General features: G+C 70.2%; 19 protein-coding genes. 7 read left to right on the top strand and 12 right to left on the bottom strand.

Features of this window, described 5'->3' with window-relative positions; genetic code table 11:
* Nucleotides 1–93: 93 nt before the first annotated feature.
* From IE069_RS04660 to IE069_RS04635, 6 genes are all read right to left on the bottom strand, one after another.
* Nucleotides 94–1,215 carry a Gfo/Idh/MocA family protein gene (locus IE069_RS04660; protein WP_229790947.1) on the bottom strand — a complete coding sequence of 374 codons (1,122 nt, stop codon included), beginning with the start codon at nucleotides 1,213–1,215 and terminating at the stop codon, nucleotides 94–96.
* On the bottom strand, nucleotides 1,212–2,000 hold the full coding sequence (locus tag IE069_RS04655) for a ThuA domain-containing protein (RefSeq protein ID WP_189348932.1): 789 nt from the start codon (nucleotides 1,998–2,000) through the stop codon (nucleotides 1,212–1,214). The genes IE069_RS04660 and IE069_RS04655 overlap by 4 nt, the downstream gene beginning before the upstream one ends.
* A gap of 92 nt (nucleotides 2,001–2,092) precedes the next feature.
* Nucleotides 2,093–2,845: a carbohydrate ABC transporter permease gene (locus tag IE069_RS04650; RefSeq protein ID WP_189349015.1), complete on the bottom strand. Its 753-nt coding sequence runs from the start codon at nucleotides 2,843–2,845 to the stop codon at nucleotides 2,093–2,095.
* 116 nt (nucleotides 2,846–2,961) lie between these two features.
* On the bottom strand, nucleotides 2,962–3,930 hold the full coding sequence (locus tag IE069_RS04645) for a carbohydrate ABC transporter permease (RefSeq protein ID WP_189348931.1): 969 nt from the start codon (nucleotides 3,928–3,930) through the stop codon (nucleotides 2,962–2,964).
* Between the two features lie 4 nt (nucleotides 3,931–3,934).
* On the bottom strand, nucleotides 3,935–5,170 hold the full coding sequence (locus tag IE069_RS04640) for a sugar ABC transporter substrate-binding protein (RefSeq protein WP_189348930.1): 1,236 nt from the start codon (nucleotides 5,168–5,170) through the stop codon (nucleotides 3,935–3,937).
* Nucleotides 5,171–5,219: 49 nt separating this feature from the next.
* Nucleotides 5,220–6,413, bottom strand: coding sequence for a Gfo/Idh/MocA family protein (locus IE069_RS04635; protein WP_189348929.1), 1,194 nt, complete (start codon nucleotides 6,411–6,413; stop codon nucleotides 5,220–5,222).
* 169 nt (nucleotides 6,414–6,582) lie between these two features.
* Between IE069_RS04635 and IE069_RS04630 the strand changes: the two genes are divergently transcribed.
* The gene (locus tag IE069_RS04630; RefSeq protein WP_189348928.1) at nucleotides 6,583–7,602 is read left to right on the top strand and encodes a LacI family DNA-binding transcriptional regulator; all 1,020 of its coding nucleotides are present in this window, start codon (nucleotides 6,583–6,585) and stop codon (nucleotides 7,600–7,602) included.
* 23 nt (nucleotides 7,603–7,625) lie between these two features.
* Here the strand turns inward: IE069_RS04630 and IE069_RS04625 are convergent, their stop codons facing one another.
* Nucleotides 7,626–9,308 carry an ATP-binding cassette domain-containing protein gene (locus IE069_RS04625; RefSeq protein WP_189348927.1) on the bottom strand — a complete coding sequence of 561 codons (1,683 nt, stop codon included), beginning with the start codon at nucleotides 9,306–9,308 and terminating at the stop codon, nucleotides 7,626–7,628.
* A 371-nt stretch (nucleotides 9,309–9,679) separates the two neighbouring features.
* Here IE069_RS04625 and IE069_RS04620 point away from each other — a divergent pair, with 371 nt between their 5' ends.
* The 6 genes from IE069_RS04620 to IE069_RS04595 all read left to right on the top strand — a co-directional run bounded on the left by IE069_RS04620 (nucleotide 9,680) and on the right by IE069_RS04595 (nucleotide 17,322).
* On the top strand, nucleotides 9,680–11,227 hold the full coding sequence (locus IE069_RS04620) for a pyridoxal phosphate-dependent decarboxylase family protein (protein WP_189348926.1): 1,548 nt from the start codon (nucleotides 9,680–9,682) through the stop codon (nucleotides 11,225–11,227).
* Nucleotides 11,224–12,606 (top strand): lysine N(6)-hydroxylase/L-ornithine N(5)-oxygenase family protein, encoded by a 1,383-nt coding sequence (locus IE069_RS04615; RefSeq protein WP_189348925.1) that lies wholly within the window; start codon nucleotides 11,224–11,226, stop codon nucleotides 12,604–12,606. The genes IE069_RS04620 and IE069_RS04615 overlap by 4 nt, the downstream gene beginning before the upstream one ends.
* Complete coding sequence (locus tag IE069_RS04610; RefSeq protein WP_189348924.1) at nucleotides 12,603–15,008, top strand: GNAT family N-acetyltransferase; 2,406 nt, start codon at nucleotides 12,603–12,605, stop codon at nucleotides 15,006–15,008. Before IE069_RS04615 ends, IE069_RS04610 begins: the two co-directional genes overlap by 4 nt.
* 233 nt (nucleotides 15,009–15,241) lie before the next feature.
* A complete protein-coding gene (locus IE069_RS04605) occupies nucleotides 15,242–16,231 on the top strand; it encodes an NAD-dependent epimerase/dehydratase family protein (RefSeq protein WP_189348923.1) in 990 nt (329 codons plus the stop codon).
* A 300-nt stretch (nucleotides 16,232–16,531) separates the two neighbouring features.
* Nucleotides 16,532–17,062, top strand: a complete 531-nt coding sequence (locus IE069_RS04600; RefSeq protein WP_229790946.1) for an OsmC family protein — start codon at nucleotides 16,532–16,534, stop codon at nucleotides 17,060–17,062.
* A gap of 14 nt (nucleotides 17,063–17,076) precedes the next feature.
* A complete protein-coding gene (locus IE069_RS04595; RefSeq protein ID WP_189348922.1) occupies nucleotides 17,077–17,322 on the top strand; it encodes a hypothetical protein in 246 nt (81 codons plus the stop codon).
* Between the two features lie 2 nt (nucleotides 17,323–17,324).
* On the opposite strand, the gene IE069_RS04590 is transcribed toward IE069_RS04595, so the two are convergent.
* The 5 genes from IE069_RS04590 to IE069_RS04570 form a co-directional block, all read right to left on the bottom strand.
* Nucleotides 17,325–18,392 carry an alpha/beta fold hydrolase gene (locus tag IE069_RS04590; protein WP_189348921.1) on the bottom strand — a complete coding sequence of 356 codons (1,068 nt, stop codon included), beginning with the start codon at nucleotides 18,390–18,392 and terminating at the stop codon, nucleotides 17,325–17,327.
* A gap of 80 nt (nucleotides 18,393–18,472) precedes the next feature.
* On the bottom strand, nucleotides 18,473–19,201 hold the full coding sequence (locus IE069_RS04585; RefSeq protein WP_189348920.1) for a tyrosine-protein phosphatase: 729 nt from the start codon (nucleotides 19,199–19,201) through the stop codon (nucleotides 18,473–18,475).
* The gene (locus IE069_RS04580; protein WP_189348919.1) at nucleotides 19,198–19,791 is read right to left on the bottom strand and encodes a GNAT family N-acetyltransferase; all 594 of its coding nucleotides are present in this window, start codon (nucleotides 19,789–19,791) and stop codon (nucleotides 19,198–19,200) included. Before IE069_RS04580 ends, IE069_RS04585 begins: the two co-directional genes overlap by 4 nt.
* A 74-nt stretch (nucleotides 19,792–19,865) precedes the next feature.
* Complete coding sequence (locus IE069_RS04575; protein ID WP_189348918.1) at nucleotides 19,866–20,714, bottom strand: 3-hydroxyacyl-CoA dehydrogenase family protein; 849 nt, start codon at nucleotides 20,712–20,714, stop codon at nucleotides 19,866–19,868.
* A gap of 31 nt (nucleotides 20,715–20,745) precedes the next feature.
* Nucleotides 20,746–21,546 carry an enoyl-CoA hydratase/isomerase family protein gene (locus tag IE069_RS04570; RefSeq protein ID WP_189348917.1) on the bottom strand — a complete coding sequence of 267 codons (801 nt, stop codon included), beginning with the start codon at nucleotides 21,544–21,546 and terminating at the stop codon, nucleotides 20,746–20,748.
* Nucleotide 21,547 lies beyond the last annotated feature (1 nt).

The following is a 21,547-nucleotide window of genomic DNA, read 5'->3' as shown; positions in this document are numbered from 1 at the left end:
AGCGAACACGAGGGCCAGACCGAGCAGCGCCACGGTCTCGCCCACGACGGCACCCGCCAAAGTGCCAACCGAGGGACGGGCGCCGCGCGATACTCACCTTGCCCCGGTTCTCATCGCCTCGAGCCGCGCGCGGACGGCGGGACGCTCCTCGGCAGCCAGGGCCGCGCGCAGCGAGGCCGCGATCGTCTCGTCGATCCGCACCCTCTCCCCCGACTCGGACGAGGCGATCGCGGCCTCGACCATCGCCAGGCTGCGCGCGTTCTCCGCGGCCGCCGTCTCCGGGACGCGTCCCGTCCGCAGGCAGTCGACGAACTCGGCGAGCGCGCCGGCCGTCTCCTCCGCCCGCGGCTCAAGCGCGGCGGTCGACGGCGCCGCGGGCGGCTCGTGCGCCACGGGCGCGGCGTCCCCGTCCCAGCGGGCGGTCCCGCGCTCGGCGCTGATCCTCCACCGCCCGTTCCAGCTGGTCTCCTCCCCCGGCGCACACCAGCTGCCGGCGTAGACGAACCGCGCACCGGAGGCGAACTCGAAGATCGCCGACGCGTTGGCGGCGCCGCGGTACCAGGACCAGCCCGGGTTGTGCTCTTCGCAGTACACGGCCACGGGGTCCGCGCCGATCAGGCGGCGGGCGGCGTCGAAGTGGTGGATGGCCATGTCCACCAGCAGGACGTGGTCCATCTCCTCGCGGAAGCCGCCGAAGTGCGGGGCCTTGAAGAACCCGCAGTCCACAGTCCCGATCTCGCCGAGCTCGCGGACCTGGGCGGCCAGCGCGTCGAGGGCGGCGAAGTAGCGGCGGGACTGGCTGATCATCAGCAGCTGCCCCGCCGCCTGCGCGGCCGCGGCCTGGCCGAGGGCCTCGGCGACCGTCGGCGCCGCCGGCTTCTCGCACAACACCGGGAGCGACGCGAAGAGCGCCTCCTCGTTCACCGGGCGGTGCGCCGCGGGCACCGTCACGTTGACCACCGCATCGGCGCCGGAACGGGCGGCGACCTCGCCCACGGAGCGGCCGGTGACGACCTCGTCCACCCCGTCGACGCCGGCGGCGGCGAGTGCGGCGAGCGCGTCACGGGCGACGTCGAGATCGAGGTCGACGACTCCGGCGAGCTCGACGTCCGGATTCCCGGCGATGGTCTTCAGCCAGGCCCGGCCCATCCCGCCGGCGCCGACCTGGACGAGGCGCAGCGGGCGGTCGGCGGGCCGGGTCTCGAACGGGCTCAATTCTCCATCGCCCCCTCGTACCCGTGGCCGTTGTAGAAGTCCTCGCGGTCGTAGCGCAGCAGGGTCGGCGTGGCACGCTCGGGGCGCAGGCTCTTGGCCCACTCGACGCCGTTGGAGATCACCCGGCGCACCTCCTCCTGGTGGTAGACCGGGTAGTCCTGGTCGCCCGGGCTGAAGTAGAAGATCCGCCCGTGGCCGCGCCGGTAGGTCATGCCGGAACGGAAGACCTCGCCGCCGGTGAACGTGGAGAGGAAGACCAGCTCGTCGGGGGCGGGAACGTCGAACTGCTCGCCGTACATCTCCTGGGCCGGGATGGTGAAGGGGTGCGGGATGCCGCGGGCGATGGGGTGCGTGGGGTCCACGGTCCAGACCAGCTCGCGGTCGTCCTTCGAGCGCCAGCGCAGCGTGCACGTGGTGCCCATCAGCCTGGTGAAGATCTTGGACCAGTGCCCCGAGTGCAGCACCAGCAGTCCCATGCCGGCCAGGACGTGGCGGTGCACCCGTGCGACGATCTCGTCGTCGACCTCGGCATGGGCGGCGTGCCCCCACCAGACGAGGACGTCGGTGTCGGCGAGCAGCTCCTCGGTGAGCCCGTGCTCGGGGTCGTCGAGGGTGACGGTCTGCACGCGGGCGCGCTCGCCCAGGTTCTCCTCGATGCCCTCCTTGATGGTGGTGTGCATGCCGTCGGGGTAGATGTCGCGCACCTCCTGCTGGGTCTGCTCGTGGCGGTTCTCGCCCCAGACGACGACGTTGACGGGATATTCAGGCGTGGTGGTGCCGTTCACGGTGTACTCCTTGATCGAGGTGTTGGTTCATCGGACCGGCCGCGGCCGGTCCGGTCGGTGGGAAGGACGGGTACGACGCCGCCGCTCGCCGTCTACTTGACCGCGCCGCCGGTTGCCCCGGCGGCAATGAATTTCTGGGCCAGAAGCAGCAGCACGATCGCGGGCAGCGAGGAGAGCACGGCCGTGGCCATGACGGCTCCCCAGTTGGAGACCTGCGTCCCGAGGTACTGGTAGATGCCGAGCGTGACGGGCCGCAGCTCGTCCGTGGTGGTCAGCGTCAGCGCGAAGAGGAAGTCGCTCCACGCGAAAAGGAACGCGAACAGGGCGGCGGTCACGACGGCGTTGCGCGAGACCGGCAGCGCGATCGAGACGAAGGCCCGCACGTGCCCGGCCCCGTCGACGCGGGCCGCCTCGAGGATCGACGGCGGCAGCCCCTGCATGAAGGCCCGCAGGATCAGGATTGCGAACGGGATCGAGTGCGAGGCGTCGGCGAGGATGAGCCCCGCCGTCGTGTTCAGCAGGCCGAGCGTGTTGTAGGCGGCATAGAGCGCGTTGGCGATGACGATGCCCGGGATCATCTGCGCGATGAGGATGACCAGCAGGGCCGCGTCGATCCAGCGGTAGCGGAACTGCGCCAGCGCGTACGCGGCCGGGGTCGCGATCGCGAGGGACACGACGACGGCCCCGAGCGAGACGATCAGGGACGTCACCAGGTTCGGCCCCTGGTCGGCGATCGCGGTCGCGTACCCGTCGAAGCTGGGGTTCGTCGGGAAGAACGCCGCGTTGAGGGTGTTGCCGGAGGGCTGCAGCGAGGCGTTCACCATCCAGTAGACGGGGAAGAGCATGACCGCGACGAAGACGGCTCCGAGCACGGTGTAGCGGAGGTCCTTGCGGGAACGGACGGAAGCCGGCCGGAAGTCGGCGCGTTGTGCGACGGGGGTTGTCACTTCGGTACTCCTTTCTAATTGGCCGACCGGCGCGTGGTGCGGAGGTAGACGAGCGCGAAGACGAGCGAGATCAGGATCAGGACGTTGCTGAAGGCGGCCCCGACGCCGAACTCGAAGTCCACGAAGGACGACTGGTAGGAGCGGATCGCGATGGTCTGCGTGGCGTTCGCGGGTCCGCCGTTCGTCAGGCCGAGGATGATGTCGATGACCTTGAGCGTGTAGACCACGCCGAGGATCAGCACCACGGAGATCACGCCCTTCAGGTTCGGCAGCGTGATGTGCCAGAAGGCCCGCCAGCCGGTGGCCCCGTCGAGCGCGGCGGCCTCGTACTGCTCCTCCGGGATCTCCTGCAGGCCCCCGTAGAGGATCGTGACGTTGAACGGGATGCCGACCCAGATGTTCACGAGGATCACGGCGGTCAGGGCGAGATCCGGGTCCGTCAGCCAGGGGACGGCGTCGAGCCCGACCGCCTGCAGCGTCTGGTTGAGGACGCCGCCGTCGAGCTCCATGATCGAGCGCCAGGTGGCGCTCGCGACGATCAGCGGAAGCAGCCACGGCAGGAGCAGGACGGCGCGCATGAACCCGCCCAGCGGGAACTTGCGGTGGAAGAAGACGGCCAGGGCCAGGCCGATCGCGAACTGGCCGGCGATCGAGCCGAACGTGAAGACCGCGGTGTTCCACAGGGCCGGGACGAAGAGCTGGCTGCTCATCGCGGTCACGTAGTTGGCCAGGCCGACCCACGGGGCCTCTCCGGTGAAGAACGTCTGGGTCGTGTACTCCTGGAACCCCATGATGATGTTCTTCACCACCGGGTACCCGAAGAACAGCGCCACGTAGACGGCCGCCGGGACGACGAACATGAACTTGACGACGTCGTCGCGCCGGATGCGCCGGGCGCGGGCCGCCGGTGGTGCCGCCCCGCCGGCGCCACGCGCGGATCCGGCCGCCGTGTCCGCCGCCGGGGACGTGTGCGTCTGGCTCATCGGATCAACCCTGCTCTGCCTGCTCGAAGGCCTCCTCGACCGAGACCTGGCCGGTCAGCGCGAGCTGGATGCCGGTGTACATGGTCGTCGCCGTCTCCGGCCACTCGGTGCCGAGCTGGCCGGTGCGCGAGCGGGCGTTGCGCACCTGGTCGGCGAAGGCCTGCATCGACGGCACCTCCGCGACGTAGTCGTCGATCAGCTCGGTCCGGGTGGGGACCTTGTAGGTGGCCTGGGCGATCTCCATCTGGTTCTCGTCGTTGGAGAGGCACTCGACGAACTCGGCGGCCTTCGCCTGCTTGGCGTCGTCGCCGGTCACGGGCACCGTCCAGACCTCTCCACCCAGGGGCGCGATCGGCGTCGTGCCGGCCTCGTTGACGGGCACCTGCACGGACGCGTATTCGACGCCGGACTCCTCGAGCGCGGGGATCTGCCACGGCCCGTTGACCATCATCGCCAGGTTGCCGGCGACGAACTGGTCCTTGACGTCGCCCTGGGACCAGTTGAGGACGCTCTCCGATGCCGAGCCGGAGTCCACCAGGTCGACCCACAGCTGCAGCGCCTCGGCCGCCTCGGGGCTCGTCAGGTCCGTCTCGTCGGCGCCGTTGCTCCACATGAAGGGCAGGAACTGCCAGGCGCCCTCGTAGGTGGCGACCGCGGAGAAGCCGACGCCGTAGCGGTCGCCCGTGGTCAGCTCCTCGGCCGCGGCCTCGAGCTCGTCCCAGGTCTCCGGCGGCTCGATGCCAGCCTCCTCGAGCATCTCGACGTTGTAGAACAGCCCGAGCGTGTTCACGACCGGGCCGATCCCGTAGACCTCGCCCTCGTACGTGGCCGCGTCCAGGATCCCCTCGGCGAACCCGGAGGTGTCCACGCCGTAGTCGCTCAGCGGGGAGAGCCCGCCCGACTGGGCGATCTCCTGCACGTCCGGGTTGTCGAGCATGAGCACGTCCGGCAGCGTCTTCGAGGAGGAGCGCTGGAGCACCTTCTGGATCAGGTCCTGGCCGGGCACGGTCTCGCGGTCGATGGTCACGCCGATCTCCGCGCCGCAATCGTCGATCGCGGCTTGCATCAGAGACTTGTCCGGCTCGTTGTTGTAGTAGTCCAGGACGGTCAGGGTGTCCGGGTCGGAGCCCTCGCCGCCCGATCCGCCGCCGCAGGCGGTCAGGACCAGGGGCACGACGGCGGCGGTCGCCGCCGCGGACAGCAGCCGCCGGCGGGTGGTGCGTGCGGGTGTCTTCTGCATGGTGTTCTCCTCGGTGGATGTGATGCGTGGGTGGGAAGGTGCGGGCGGATCAGGGGCGCCGGCCGGCGACCGGGGTCATCCGGGAGCCGTCCGCGGAGCTGGCCTCGACGGCGGCGAGGACGCGCTGGACGTAGCCGCCGTCGTCGAACGAGGGCGCGGGGTCGGCGCCGGAGGCGATCGCCCGGGCGAACTCCACGGCCTGGTGCACGAACACGTGGTCGTAGCCGAGCCCGTGCCCGGGCGGCCACCAGGCGCCGGCGAACGGGTGGTCGGGCTCGGTGACGTGGATCCGGCGGAACCCCGCCTCGGCCGCGGGCAGCGTGTGGTCGTGGAACCAGAGCTCGTTGAGGTTCTCGAAGTCGAAGTACACCGAACCGGCGGCCCCGTTGACCTCCAGCTGGATCGCGTTCTTGCGGCCCGTCGCGAAGCGGGTGGCCTCGAAGGAGGCCAGGGCGCCGCCGTCGGTCCGGCCCATGAAGAGCGCGGCGTCGTCGACCGTGACCTCGCCGGTGCCCGCGCCGGCCGTCGCGGAGAGCCCGCCGGAGGCGTCCGGCAGGGGGCGCTGCTTGACGAAGGTCTCGGTCATGGCGCCGACTTCACGCAGACGCTGGCCGGTGACGAAGGCGGCCATGTCGACCAGGTGGGCCCCGATGTCCCCCAGGGCGCCCGAGCCGGCGCGTTCACGCTGGAGCCGCCAGACGAGCGGGAAGTCCTCGTCGACGATCCAGTCCTGCAGGTACCGGGCGCGGATGTGCCGGATCCGCCCCAGGCGGCCGGCCTCCACGAGCTGCCGGGCGTAGGCGATCGCCGGCGTGCCGCGGTAGCTGTACCCGACCATGGACCTCACGCCGTGCGCGGCCGCGGCGCGGGCTGCGGCGACCATCGCCTCGGCCTCCTCGGGCGTGTTCGCCAGCGGCTTCTCGCACAGAACGTGCTTGCCGGCCTCCAGCGCCGCGATGGCGATCGGCGCGTGCAGGTCGCCCGGGACGCAGATGTCGATCACGTCGACGTCGTCCGATTCGACGAACCGCCGCCAGTCGGTCTCGACCCGCCCGATTCCGAACCGCTCCGCGAACTCCCCCGCGCGTCCGGCGTCGCGGCCGCAGACGGCGACGAGTTCGGGCCTCGCGGCGAGGTCGAAGAACTCCGGGGCGCGCCGCCACGCCGCCGCGTGGATGCTGCCCATGAACGAGTGGCCGATCAGGCCGACGCGCAGCCGCCCGGTGTTCGTTGACTCCGGCATCCCGTCTCCTTTCATCGACCGGCGGGCGGGTCGGACCCGCATTGACGTCCCGCCGGTTAAGCGCTTAACTTATTGAGAGTCGAGTATGGAGTGATGCGATTCACATTGTCAACACCCCCGCCGGATGCCGGCAGGCATAATGTGGGGAAACCCCGAGAAGGAGGACAGCATGGCCACCATGCAGGACGTGGCGCGGCGGGCCCAGGTCTCGATCGCCACGGTTTCGTTCGTCCTCAACAACACCAAGCCGGTCACCGCGGCGACCAGGGACCGGGTGGAGGCCGCCATGGCCGAGCTCGGCTACCGGCGCAACCCCGCCGGCAGCGCCCTGGCACGGGGCCGGACGGACATCATCGCGCTCCTCTACCCCGCACTCCAGCGGCAACTGCACGCGACGGCGACCCGGTTCTTCACCAGCGCCGCCGAACGGGCCAGCGAGCGCGGGTTCAGCCTGGTCCTCTGGCCGGCCGCCAACGAGGCCGCGCAGATCGACGAGCTCACGCGCAGCGGCCTCATCGACGGCGTCCTGCTGATGGAGGTCCAGCTGGAGGATGCGCGCGTGGACGCCCTGCGGCGCGGCAGCACGCCGTTCGCGCTGATCGGCCGCACGCAGGATCCGACGGGGCTGCCCTTCGTCGACATCGATTTCGAGCAGACGGTCGTCTCCGCAGTCGAGGAGCTCGTCGCGCGCGGGCACACGGACATCGCGTTCGTCTACGACCATTCGGGCCCCACGACGCTGCACGCCTACGGCGCCATCGCCCGGGCCAGCCGGACGTTCCACGACACGCTGGCGCAGTCCGGGCTGACCGGCACCTCCGTCGACTGCCGCGAGAACCCGCGCGCCGGACGCCGCCTCGGGGAGACCTTCCGCGACGACTTTCCGGACGTCACCGCGGTGCTCATCATGAACGAACTCGCCAGTCCGGGATTCACGACCGGGCTGCGGCGGTCCGGGACCGCGGTCCCGGAGGACCTGTCGGTGCTGTCGATCGTCTCCTCGGAGACCGTCGCCTCGATGTCGGACCCGGAGTTGACGTTCATGCGGGCGCCGGCCGTGGAGCTGGGCCGGCTCGGCGCGGACGCGATCATCGACCGGATCACCGCCCCGGACTCCGCGCTCCCCCACACGCTGGTGCCCTGCGAACTGGTGCCGGGTTCCACGCTCGGCGACGCCCCGGCACGCTAGCCCGCCCGGGCCGGGCAGGCACGCTAGCCCACGTGCCACTCACACTCCGGGGTGATCCGCCGCGCGAACTCCTCGTCGTGGGTGACGAGCAGCAGCGCCCCGCCATAGCCCTCGAGCGCGCTCACCAGCTGGTCCACCGAGTCGAGGTCGAGGTTGTTGGTCGGCTCGTCGAGCAGCATCAGCTGCGGGGCCGGGTCGGCGAGCAGGATCCGCGCCAGCGCGACCCGGAACCGTTCCCCGCCCGAGAGCTGCCCAGCGGGCTCGTCGACGCGCCCGCCGCGGAAGTGGAACCGCGCCAGTTTGGCCCGGATCTCCGCGTCCGTCGATCCCGGCAGCACGGCCCGCACGTTGTCCAGCACGCTGGCGTCGTCGCGCAGGCCCTCCCACCCCTCACCTGCACCGAGGCGTTGGCGCAACCAGCCGACCGGCACGACGGCGGTGCCCGCAACGTACGCGAGCAGCGTCGACTTGCCGGCCCCGTTGCGTCCCGTCACGCGGACGCGCTCCGGGCCGCGCAGGTGCAGGCGCGCGCCGGCGACGGGCGACTGCTCGACGGTCGCGCCGCGGGGCAGCGGGACGTCGTCCAGCGGAACGTCGAGGACAGTACGCCCGGCGGGGACGAGCGTGTCCGGCAGGTCGATGCTGATCGCGGTGTCCGCCGGCAGCTCCTCGCGGGCAGCGTCGAGGTCCGCGCGGGCTGCCCCTTCCCTGCCCGCCCTCATCGTCCGCGTCCGGCCGGCCGTGGCCTCGGCCTGGTTGCGCCGGGCATTGGCCAGGATCTTGGGCATGCTGTCGGCGGCGGCCCGGCCCGACCGCGCGCTCCGGGCGAGCTTGATATCCGCCTCGATCCTCTGCCGGCGCTCGGTCGCGAGGCTGGACTCGGCCTCGCGCACGCGCCGCTCGGCGCCCTCCCGCTCGGCGGCGAGGCCCTGCTGGTAGACCTCCCACGCGTCGTCCGTCCCGGAAGCGCTGAAGGTGCGCAGATCCGCCCGATCGGCGAGCATCGAGCGCACGCCGACGGGGCGCAGCTCGGCGATGGTGTCGACGCGGCGCAGCAGTTCGACGTCGTGGCTGGCCACCATCAGCGTGCGGTCCTCCCGGCCCGCGTTCCACCGCTCCACGGCTGTGTAGAAGCGGCCGCGGGCCACCGAGTCGAGGTTGTTCGTGGGTTCGTCGCACAGAGTGAGGGCTGCACCCGCGCGCTCGACGCCGGCGAGCGCGACGATCATCGCCTCCCCGCCGGAGAGCGTCCCGACGCGGCGGGTGAGGAACCCGGGCCCGTCGACGGGCAGCCCGTACTCGGCCAGGAGCGCGACGCTGCGTTCCTCGAGGTCCCACTCGTCGCCGACGGCCTCCAGGGCGCGGGTCAGGGCGCCTCCGTCGAGGTCTCCGCCGAGCACCCCGCGCAGGGCGGACAGCTGGGAGGAGACGCCGAGCAGGTCCGCGACGGTGTCGTTGGTGCGCAGGGTCGTCTCCTGCGGGAGGTACGCGACGCCGGCGGGCGCGCGGAGGCTGCCCTCGGTCGGCGCCAGGCGCGAGGCGGCGAGCTTGAGCAGAACGGACTTGCCGGTCCCGTTGGGGCCGACGAGGCCGACGGTGCCGGTCAGCGTGGCGGTGAGTTCGTCGAAGATGCGGCGGCCGTCGGGCCAGACGAAGCCGAGGCGGTCGAGCCGCAGGGATGTGCGTGACGAATCGTGACGCGGCATGCGAGGGCGTGCTGACGAGGGGGTTGAAGACATGGGGGCGCTCCCGGGAAGAGATGGATGCGCCGGCGGGGTGCGGCGCGATTCAGCGGAGGGTACGCACGGTCTTCAACGGAATGCCTTGGCTCGACGACGGGAGAACCCCAGCATCCACCATGTCATTGACATAAGTCAACCACTGGCCGGGAACCCGGCACCCAGTGATGGGTGCCACACGCCGTCGGCGGGACTTGAATTAAGAACGAGTTGTATGCGCTTAATGTCATCGCATTAGGCAAGCCTTACTTAAAGGTCGAAGTTTCGGCGGACTGCCCCCCAGCCCACCGCCGCGTCGGCCTCCGTGCTTGTCAGGGATCGAATCATCAGGAGAGTCCATGACACCCGTGAGCACCACCGACCGCTTCGGCGTCCCCCTCGGAACTGCCGAGGCCGCAGTGCCGCTGCACCCGCTGGCGGCCGCCAACCAGCTGCTGGCCGGCGAGACCGTCCACCAGTTCATCGCCGAATCCGGGGCCGCGACGCTGCTGGCGGCCTCCGCCGTCGCCGGCGCGCGCGGCCCCTCGACCGGGCCCACTCCGGAATCGCTCGGCGCGCGAATCGACGCGGTCGACCTCGCCGCCCCGCTCGGCGGCACCAACGCCGCCCTCACGGAGGCTGCGGACCTCTATCTGAAGGACGCGGTCTACTTCCACCATCCCCGCTACCAGGCGCACCTGAACTGCCCGGTCCTGATCCCCGCCGTCGCCGCCGAAGCCCTGGTGACCAGCGTGAACTCCTCGATGGACACGTGGGACCAGTCAGCCGGCGCCACCCTCATCGAGCGCCGCCTGACCCGCTGGACCGCCGCGGACCTGATCGGCCTCGGCGCGGACGCCGACGGCGTCTTCACCTCCGGCGGCACGCAGTCCAACCTCCAGGCGATGCTCATCGCCCGCAACCACGCAGTCGCGACCCGCACCGGCTCGCTGCCCGAGCGCCTGGCCGGCCTGCGGATCTACACCTCGGCCGACTCGCACTTCAGCATCGCCAAGGCCGCCACCCTGCTCGGCATGGGTGAGGACGCCGTCGTCGCCGTCCCGACCGATCGCGCCCACCGCATGGACGCACACGCCCTGCGCGCCGCGATCGAGGCCGACACCGCCGCCGGCCTGACCCCGATGGCGGTCGTGGCGACGGCGGGCACCACGGACTTCGGCGCGATCGACCCGCTGGCCGCCTGCTCCGCCCTGGCCGCCGAGCACGGCGCCTGGTTCCACGTCGACGCCGCCTACGGCTGCGGCCTCCTGGTCTCCCGCCACCGCGACTGCCTGGCCGGCATCGAGGCCGCCGACTCGGTCACCGTGGACTTCCACAAGTCGTTCTTCCAGCCCATCGGCTCCAGCGCGCTCATCCTCGCCGACGACGCGCACTTCGGCCACATCACGCACTACGCGGACTACCTCAACCCGGCCGGCGAGGCCGGCACCGTCCCGAACCAGGTCGACAAGTCGCTGCAGACCACGCGCCGCTTCGACGCGCTGAAGCTGTGGGTCTCGCTGCGTTCGATGGGCACCGACGCCATCGGCGCGCTCTTCGACGAGCTGATCGACCTCGCCGCGACCGCCGCCTCCCTGGTCGCCGCGCACCCCGACCTCGAGCTGGCCGCCGACGTCCAGCTGAGCACCGTGGTCTTCCGGTACCTGCCCGCCGCGCACGACGGCGCCGCACCCCTGGATCCGGCCGCGGTGAACGCACTGCAGGACAGCATCCGCGCGGCCCTGTACTCCTCGGGCGAGGCGATGGTCGCGGCGACGACCGTCGACGGCGCCCGCCACCTGAAACTGACACTGCTGAACCCGCGCGCCACGCTCGCCGACCTCGACGCGGTGCTGGCCGCCGTCGTCGTCGCGGGCGACCGCCTGAGCCGGGAGGCCACCCGATGATCCCCAACCACACCACCGACCTGGCCGATGGCCAGATGTTCGACGCGGTCGGCATCGGCGCCGGCCCCTTCAACCTCGGCTTCGCCGCCCTCGCCGAGGGGGCGCCGGAGCTGCGCGTCGCCGTGTTCGACGCGGCGGACGACTTCGCCTGGCACCCCGGCATGATGCTGCCGGGCACGCACCTGCAGGTCCCGTTCATGGCGGACCTGGTCACACTCGCGGACCCGACCAGCGGGTACAGCTTCCTGAACTACCTCAAGGCCTCCGGGCGCATCTACCCCTTCTACATCCGGGAGAACTTCTATGCGCTGCGCCGCGAATACAGCGACTACCTGCGCTGGGCAGCGCACCGCCTGGGCTCGGTGCGCTTCAACCACGCGGTCACGGACGTCACCCACGACGGCGGCGCCTACCGGATCACCCTGCAGACGCCAGCAGGGACGCGGGAGGTGCGCGCGCTGAACCTCGTCCTCGGCACGGGCACGCAGCCGTGGGTCCCGGACACCGTGGACCCCGTGGCGCTGGCGACGGGCGACGCGTTCCACACCAGCGGGTTCGCGCACCGGCGCGAGGAGCTCGACTCCCGGCACCGGATCGCGGTGGTCGGCAGCGGCCAGTCCGCCGCCGAGGTCGTCTCCGACCTGCTGGAGAACTGGGTCGACACCCCGCACGCCGAGACGGGCGAGCCGCGCGAACTGGTGTGGCTGACGCGCTCGCCGCGGTTCTTCCCGCTCGAATACACCAAGCTCACCCTGGAGCTGACGTCACCCGAGTACATCGACCACTTCCACGGCCTGCCCGCGTCCCGCCGCGACGCCCTGGGGGCCGCGCAGAAAGGCCTCTACAAGGGCATCAACGCGGACCTGATCGACCACATCCACGAGCTCATGTACGTCCGCGACGTCGAATCCGCTCCCGGCCGCGTGCGCCTCATGGCGGCCACCGCGCTGGACGCGCTGACCTCGCGCGTCGACGGGCTGCGCCTGGACGTCCACAACGACGACGACGGCGGCGCCCACGCTCTCGACGTCGACACCGCCGTGCTCGCCACCGGGTACGGCTACCGCGAGCCGGGCTTCCTGTCCGGGATCGAGGACCGCATCCGCCGTCTGCCCGACGGCCGGTTCGACGTGGACCGCGAGTACTCGATCGGCGTGCATGCCGACATCCTGGTCCAGAACGCCGAGCTGCACACGCACGGCTTCACCGCCCCGGACCTCGGCATGGGCGCCTACCGCAACTCCGTGATCGTCAACCGGATCGCCGACCGCGAGGTCTACGCGGTGGAGCAGCGCATCGCCTACCAGGAGTTCGGCTCCCCCGACCCCGACGCCCATGATTCCGCCCGCACCGCAGCACCTCAGGAGGCCACCCGATGACCCTGACCACCGACACGACGCCGGCCGCGACCACCCCCGCCGGCACCGCACCCGGCACCGCCGCCACGTTCACATTCCGGCCGGTGCGCCCGGAGACTGACGCCGCCCTGCTGCACTCCTGGATCGCTACCGAGCACGCCCGCTTCTGGGGCATGCCGGAGGCCACCGAGGCCGAGGTCAGGGACGAGTACCAGCGCCTCGACGCGGACCCGCACCACCGGGCGTTCATCGCCGAATCCGACGGCGCCCCGCAGTTCCTGGCCGAGGTCTACGACCCGGCGCACTCGCAGCTGGCCGGGCAGTACGCCCACCGGGACGGCGACGCCGGGCTGCACCTGCTGCTCCCGGCCGCCGACTCCCCCGTGCCCGGGTTCAGCGAGGCGGCCATGACCGCGGCGCTCGGACACGTGTTCGCGGACCCGTCGGTGGTGCGCGTCGTCGTCGAACCGGACGCGGCCAACACGGCCGTGCACGCGCTGAACTCGCGCGTCGGGTTCCGCCCGCAGGGCCGCGTGGATCTTCCGCCGTTCGGTTCCGACCCCGCCAAGCGGGCGCTGCTCTCCTTCTGCGACCGGTCCGACTTTGCCCGCGCCACCGGCGCCGCCTCGACGATCGCCGCCCATCTGGACCCGCAGCGCTGGGCGGCTGCCAATCGGCACGTGGTCGCCAAGGCGATCGGCGAGTTCGCCCACGAGCGCCTCTTCGAGCCGGAGGCGACGGGCGGCGGGAGGTACGTGCTGAGCGGGACCGGACGCGACGGCGTCGTACACGAATACGCGTTCGCCGCGACGCGGCACCTGCTCAACCACTGGCGCGTGGACGCGGGCTCCGTCCGGCACACCGCCGGCGGGGCGGAGCAGAGCGTCGACGCGCAGGAGTTCGCGGTGCTGTTCCAGGACACGCTGGGGATCTCCGACGCGCAGCTGCCGACGTACATCGAGGAGCTCGGCTCGACCCTGGCCAGCCACTGCTACAAGCAGCTGCACTCGACCGCGACGGCTGCCGAACTCGCCGCCGGGACCGGGGAGACGATGGGCGACTTCCAGCGGATCGAGGCCGCGATGACCGAGGGTCACCCGTGCTTCGTCGCCAACAACGGGCGGCTCGGGCTCGGCGCGCAGGACTACCTGGACTACGCGCCGGAGACCGGGAACGCGGTGGCGATCGAGTGGGTGGCGCTGCACGCATCCCGCGCCCGGTACGACGCCGTCGAGGGGCTCGGGCACCGCGAGCTGCTGGCCGCCGAGCTGGGCATCGGAACGCTCGGCCGGTTCGACGCGCGGCTCGCGGACGCGCTGGCCGGGACGGACCTGGACCCGCGCGACTACCTGTACCTGCCCGTGCACCCGTGGCAGTGGGAGCACCGTCTGGCGGTGACGTTCGCCCCGGACGTGGCGACGCGGAGGATGGTGCATCTGGGCGCCGGCGAGGACCTCTACCAGCCGCAGCAGTCGATCCGGACGTTCTTCAACCGGACCCACCCGGAGAAGCGGTACGTGAAGACGGCCCTGTCCGTGGTGAACATGGGCTTCCTGCGCGGGCTGAGCGCCAAGTACATGGAGTCGACACCGGCGATCAACGAGTGGCTCGAGGAGGTCGTCGCCTCCGACGCGGAGCTGCACGAGCGCCGCGTGGAGCTGCTCAAGGAGGTCGCCGCCGTCGGGTACCGGAACCCGCTCTTCGAGTCCGCGACCGACGCGACGAGCGCGTACCGGAAGATGCTGGCGGCGCTGTGGCGCGAGTCGCCGGCGGACCGGGGCGGCGAGGACGAGCAGCTGGCGACGATGGCCTCGCTGCTGCACGTCGACGCGGACGGCAACTCGCTGGCCGCGGCGATGATCCGCCGCTCCGGCGTGGGCGCCGAGGCGTGGCTGCAGTGCTACCTCGACTCGTACCTCGTCCCGCTGGTGCACTTCCTCGTCCGCTACGACCTGGTGTTCATGCCGCACGGCGAGAACATCATCCTGGTCACCCGCAACGGGCTGCCGGACCGGATGCTCATGAAGGATTTGGCGGAGGAGGTCGCCGTGATCGGGCCTCGCACGCCGCTGCCGGAGGCGGCGGAGCGCATTCGCGTGGACGTGCCGGCCGAGGAGCGCGTCTTCTCGATCTTCACGGACGTCTTCGACTGCTTCTTCCGGTTCCTCGCTCCCCTGCTGGCCGGCGAGGGCCTGATCGGCGAGGACGAGTTCTGGGCCGTGGTGGCGGAGCGGCTGCGCGCCTACCGGGAGCGGAACCCGGAGCTGGCCGCGGACTTCGACGAGCTCGGGCTCTTCGCCGGCGAGTTCTCGCTGTCCTGCCTGAACCGGCTGCAGCTGCGCAACAACCAGCAGATGCTGGACCTGGGCGACCAGGCCGGCGGGCTGATCTACGCCGGGAATCTGGACAACCCGATCGCGTAGCCACCGCGCGCCCCTCCGCAATGACGAGTGGCGGTCCGGCTCCCGAAGCGTGGCCGCCACTCGTCGTTGCGCATCGCCTTGAACGGCCACGCAGCCCGCATCTGAGCCAATACTGGGAGGTGCACCACCGTCGATGGCTCTTGCGCGAACGAGTTCCTGCCCCATGAGATCCGGCCCCGCCCGGCCCCATGTTTGTGGCCGGCCCGCTACTCACGCATGCGTAAGCTGAAGCCATGCGAAAAGCACTCGTACTCGGCGGAACTCAGTTCCTCGGCCTCCACCTTGTGGAGCGCCTCATGGATGCGGGGTACGACGTCACGCTCTGCAACCGCGGGCAGACGAACCCCGGAGCCTTTCCTCAATTGCGGACCATCCCGGGCAACCGTGACGGGAACATGTCCGGTCTAGACGGGACCTGCTGGGACGTCGTCTTCGATCTTTCCGCTGACGGCCCTGAGCACGTAGCGAACGTTGCCGGGCGGATCAATCGCGACACGCGCTACGTCTTCGTTTCCACGATCAACGTCTACGCGGACACGTCCGGGCACGGCCCCGTTACCGAAGACGATAGCGTCTTCACCACGCCGTCGGAACGAGTCGATCCAGAGTCGGCGGAATCGTACGGGCAGCTCAAGGCTCTCGCTGAGTCCGAGGTCCGTAGCAGCTTCCGTGATCACCACATCGTCCGGCCCGGCGTGATCAGTGGACCCGGTGACCCCAGTGACCGACTGGCCTATTGGGTGACCCGGTTCGCTGACTCGGGGTCGCACATCGTCCCGGAACCCGCTGATGCTCCCGTCCAATTCATCGACGTCAGGGATCTCGCAGATTGGCTTGTTGAGCTGGGAACAGTGGCCGGCAACGTCACCTGCAACGCTGTCGGGCAGCGCACCACATTGTCTGCACTGCTCACCGCAGTTGAACGAGTAAGCGGCAGCTCGGTTGAGCGCGTCGCGCTGACTGTAGCCGAGATGCGGAAACACCAGGTTGCGGCGTGGACGGACATCCCGCTGTGGCTCCCGCCGTCGGACACGTCAAAACGATCCTTCTTCAACATGGCCGCGATAGAGGCTGAAGCACAAGGACTTCAGGCGCGCTCGGCTGAAGAAACTATCCAGGACATCCTCAGCTGGGCTGACACGGAACAGCTTCGTTCCGCCCCTCGCTACGGCCTGAGCGCAGCTCGCGAAGCCGAACTCATCTCAGCTATCCGGTCGGAATGATTCACTAGACTGCTCGGACACTGGCGCCAGGGGGTCGGACTGCCCAGCAGCCAGTGGAATCCCCCGTCTACGAGCTAGATGTTCAGGTAATTGCACGATTCGGTTCCGCACGGAATACACGAATTAGCCGAACATCAGGCCGACGAGGCCATGCACTCCACTTCGGCAAGACCAGCAGCCGGCGGATCGCCTCCAGCTCGCCATCGCTCAGCTCGGCGGAGGCTCCGGCGGAGACGTGAATGGCGTGCCATCCGGGGCCTACGCCTGCGCCGCCATCGACGCCCCCATCCGTGATCGAACATGGGTATCCGCGCCGATGCGGGGCCACAAGGCCGGGCCTACTCTCAAGGCATGGACACCATACGCGAAACCTTCGCCACGTTTTCTGCTGATCGAGAGGCTGCGAAAACCGCGCCGAAGGTCACCACGACGCTGAACAACGGATTCGCCCGTGCATCGGCCGGTCCGTTCAACTGGGACATCGACCTGCCGGGCCCCCTCGGCGGCGGCAACCAGTCGCCCTCGCCCACGGCATACTTCCTGGGCGCATTGGCCGGATGCGCCGTCGCATTCATCAACGACACACTCGCCCCGGAATTCGAGGTGGAGATCGAGGGCATCTCGGCGACTGCCGGATGCACTGCCGACCTGAGCGGATTGGTCGGCGTCCCCGGCGCCGACCCTCGTCTGGGTGACCTCAGCCTGACAGTCGAGATCACTTCGACGAGCTCCAGCGAACGACTGTCCGCGTTGCGGCAGGCCTGGAGCGAACGCTGCCCGATCTACCTCGCCATCACGGAACCGAACGACATCGAACTCACCTTCACCTGAACAGGAGTACCATCATGAAACTCCGTCTCGCCCTCGCTTTCGCCGGCGCACTCTTCGTAGCCGGCATCGCCGGTCCCGCGGCCGCGTCCCCGCCGGTCAACCCCGATCAAGGTGGCCACGTGCACCACGTCTGGCTGGGAAACGGCGAATGCCACGAAATCGACGCGGTCACGTGGGAGGCCGCCGACAACGGAATGCACCGGGGCGCCAACTCGTCTGGACCGGGCGCCGGTCCATGGCACGGACCGTGCCCCGCGTAGAGCTACTGTGACAGCAAGCGGGCCACTGCGGCGGCCCGTGCGCTGTGTCCCGAGATGTCCAGTTTGCAGTACACGTTCTGGAAATGCCGCTCCACGGTGCGGACACTCAAGGTCAGACGATCGGCGACCGCATGATTGTCGAGGCCCGTGGCCGCCAGCTGCAAGAGCTCCCTCTCCCGGACCGACAAGGCGGTGATATCTGATTTGTCGGGTTCTCCGGTGCGCAGGAAATGCGCCACCTCGTCTTGGAAGACCGTCCAGGCCGGTTCATCGGCCAGGAGGATGTGGTTTTTGGACTCCAGCGTCACGAGTCGCGCATCGGCAATTGCGGAGCTCAGCGCCGGCCCCCAGCCGAAGGGTGCCGCCTGATCTTCACGCGCATGGAGCACGAGCGTCGATGCGGCAATCAGCGGAAGCTGGCTCTGGACGTCTATCTTCCGGCGCGCGATGCGCGACGCAACGGCGTTCTCGGTGGACGTCGACACACGCTGCAACTCGTCGAGCCAGGTCATCTGTTCCTCGGTCGCGTCGGGGATGAAGACCGAGGTGAATACCCGGCGGAACAAATGCTCGGGCCGCGCCCACCCCGCACGGATCATTGCCTCGAAACCTGCTTCGGCCGCCTCGTCGTCGGTATCGCCGAAGCAGCCGCTGGCCAGGGCCCCGTAGAGTACGAGCCGGTCGATCCTCTCCGGGTGACCGGCAGCGTAGGCGAGTGCTACCGGAGAACCTCCCGACATCCCGAGCATCGAAAAGCGATCGAGGCCGATGTTGCCTACCAGGGTCTCCAGATCACGAAGCCTGGCCTGGAAGCTGAAATCGGTGACATCCCAATCGGACAGGCCGAACCCGCGCTCGTCGTACCGGTAGACCGTGGCAATCGTGCCCAGGAAATCAAGAAAGTGCCGCCATATGGGACTCTGCCAGTCATACTGCAGATTACTCAACCAACACGACGCGATCAGCAGCGGCGGACCCGAACCGTGACGCGCCCATGCCAGCCGCAAACCGTCCTCGGTGCGGCAGAGACGTACTTCCTGCGCCGCCGGCGCAGAGGCTTCGTTGCCCACAGGCGAAATTATACGCCGATCGGGTCCCGCCCACGGTTGCGGGGGCACCCCTTGCCCGTGGCCGGGCGTCGGCTTACGATTCAGGCCAGCAGCCGGCGGATGGCATCCAGCTCGGCGTCGCTCAGCCCGGCGGAGCGGTCTCCGCCCGGCGCCCGGAGCAGCGCCTCGACGTCGGTCGCGGCGAGGAACACGTGCAGCCGCTCGAGCTTCTCAGCCAGCAGCGGACCGATCTTCTCCTCAGGCAGGTGTTCCTCGTACGGGTGCTTGACCGGGCTGACCGCATGCCACGCGTTGATGCCGCGCAGACCCGACGCGTACTGGGATTCGATCAGTTCGGTCCGGCCCGCGAACTTCAGAGCCAGGCTGATGATCAAACCCGTCCGGTCCCGGCCGGCCGAGCAGTGCACGACGACGCCGCCCCCGTGTCCGCCCGCCTGCGCCAGCGCCCGGAACGCTGAGGCGATCCGCTCGGGGAACAGCTCGGCGTTCACCGCGTAGTAGGCGGGATCGCTCAGGTATCGGCCCACGCGGGCCATGAACTCGGCGTTGCCCTGGTCCTCGGTCGGAGCGGACAGCACGCGCACGTCCGGCAGCAGTCCGGCCGGAACCTCGGGGTCCGTGGGACGCCTGACCCGTTCGTCGGGGTTGCGCAGGTCGACGACGGCGCGGACCCCGTCGTCGTACATGTGCTGCCATCCGGCTGCGGTGAGCCACTCGCGCCGGCCCATGCGAAACAGCCGGCCGGCGACGTGGTGGGCGTTGACGGCGCCGTCCCACGGCAGGCTCGAGTGCGCGTCGGGGGCCGTCATGCGCCGTAGCGGGTGAGCCGGTGCCGCAGGTGGGCCCTGACCTGCGGCCACTCGGACTCGACGATCGAGTAGACGCACGTGTCGCGGAGTGCGCCGTCGGCCGTCCGCCGGTGCGCGCGCAGCACGCCGTCGAGCTTCGCGCCGAGTCGCTCGATGGCCTGCCGCGACTGGTGGTTCATCCAGTGGGTCCGGAACTCCACGGCCGGGCAGCCGAGGGTGTCGAACGCGTGCGTCAGCAGCAGCAGCTTGGACTCCGCGTTGGTGCCCGTGCCGTGGGCCGAGACGCGGTTCCACGTGTAGCCGATCTCGACGCGCGGCAACTCGCGGTCGATGTTCGCGAACGTCGTCATGCCCAGCACCTGGCCTCCGGCCGCCACCGCGACGAACGGCATCATCTCGCCGCTACGCTGGCGGGCCAGGCGGGACTCGATCTCCGCCGCCATGGCCTCGGGCCTCGGCACAGTGGTGTACCAGAGGTTCCACAATTCGCCGTCGCCGGCCGCGTCCACGAGCCCGTCGTGGTGATGTTCGGCCAGCGGCTCGAGGGTGACAAGGCGCCCGGAGAGGGTCGGCGTGGTCCACAGTGTCATGACAGTATTCTGCCGCATGCCCAGGTTCAGACGGTCCTAGCACGTTACGCAGGGACAGACCGGGTTCGGCTGCGTCAGCTCCAGTCGAAGAAGCCCTTCCCCGATTTGCGGCCCAGCTCGCCGGCGGCGACCTTGTCGCGCAGGATCTGCGGCGGGGCGAAGCGCGGGCCCAGCTTCGACTCGAGGTACTCGGCGATCCCGAGGCGCACGTCCAGGCCGACGATGTCGGTGGTCTTCAGCGGGCCGGTCGGGTGCTTGTAGCCGAGCACCATGGCGTTGTCGATGTCCTCGGCACTGGCGACGCCCTCTTCGACCATCCGCATGGCCTCGAGCGCGATCGCCACGCCGAGCCGCGACGATGCGAAGCCGGGGGCGTCGTTGACGACAACGGGCGTCTTGCCGAGCGCCTCGGTCCAGCCGCGGGCAGCCTCGACGTGGGCCTCAGCGGTCTGCTCGCCGATGACGACCTCGATCAGGGTCGACGCCGGGACCGGGTTGAAGAAGTGCAGGCCCAGGAACTGCGCCGGGCGCTCCAGCTCGCCAGCCAGAGCGGAGACGGACATCGACGACGTGTTCGAGGCGAGCACGGCGTCGGCGCCGAGGTGCTCCTCGACGGCGCGCAGCGAGGCCACCTTGAGCTCCCAGATCTCGGGCACCGCCTCGACGACGAGCTCGCGGTCGCCGAAGGCGGCGTAGTCGGTGCTGACAGTGAGCTTGTCGAGGTAGTCGCCGTCCGGCAGGCCGCGCTCGAGCGACTTGGCCACGCCGGATTCCACGCGGCCGCGCGCCGCGGTGGCGGCGTCGTCGTTCTGCTCGACGACGACGACATCGGCGCCCTTGATGAGGAAGGCGTGGGCGATGCCCGCGCCCATGCGGCCGCCGCCGAGGACGCCGACGCGAGTGGGGAGGTTCTGTTCTGTCATGGGGTTCCTTCGTTCGTTTCCGGCGCCACGGCTACTTCTTCTTGCGGTCCAGGAAGTCCTGCATGCGCCGGAACTTCTCCTCCGACTCGAAGAGCATGCCCTGGGCGAGCGTGTCGATCATCGGGTGGGTCTCGCGCGGGGCGTGGAAGACCGACTTGGTGAGGCGCACGGCCAGCGGGTCCTGGGCGCCGATGCGGTCGGCGAGGGCGTGCGCGGCGTCGGTCAGCTCCCGGCCGGGGACCAGGTCCGTGATGAGGCCGACGCGCAAGCAGTCCTCGCCCTTGAGGATCTTGCCGGCGAGCAGGATCTCCTTCGCCAGCGGCTCGCCGACGAGCTCCTTGAGCCGCCAGGTAGCGCCGGCGGCGGCCATGATGCCGAGGCCCGTCTCCGGCTGGCCCATGCGCAGCTCGGGGGTGCCGATGCGGAAGTCGGCGGCGTAGGCGAGCTCGGCGCCGCCGCCGAGCGCGTACCCGTCGAGCGCCGCGATGACGGGCATCGGCAGCTTGGCCAGACGGTCGAAGAGCCCCGAGTTGATGCCGGCGAGGGCATCATCACGACGGCGTTCGCGCAGCTGGGCGATGTCCGCGCCCGAGGCGAAGATCCCCTTGACGCCCTTCGGGTTCTCCTCGGTGGGCGGCTGCGAGGAGGTGCCGGCCAGGATCAGGATCTTGGGGCTGGCCTCGAGGTACGCGCAGACGGCGTGCAGCTCGTCGACCATGGCCTGGTCGATCGCGTTGCGGACCTCGGGGCGGTGCAGGCGCACCTCGAGGCGGTCGTCGGCCTCGGTCAGGCGCAGCGTGGTGAAGGCGTCGCCGTTCAGCGATTCGGCCATG

It is taken from the genome of Zhihengliuella salsuginis (genome assembly GCF_014651715.1).
Classification (GTDB): domain Bacteria; phylum Actinomycetota; class Actinomycetes; order Actinomycetales; family Micrococcaceae; genus Zhihengliuella; species Zhihengliuella salsuginis.
This window is presented reverse-complemented; position numbering and strand designations above follow the sequence as displayed.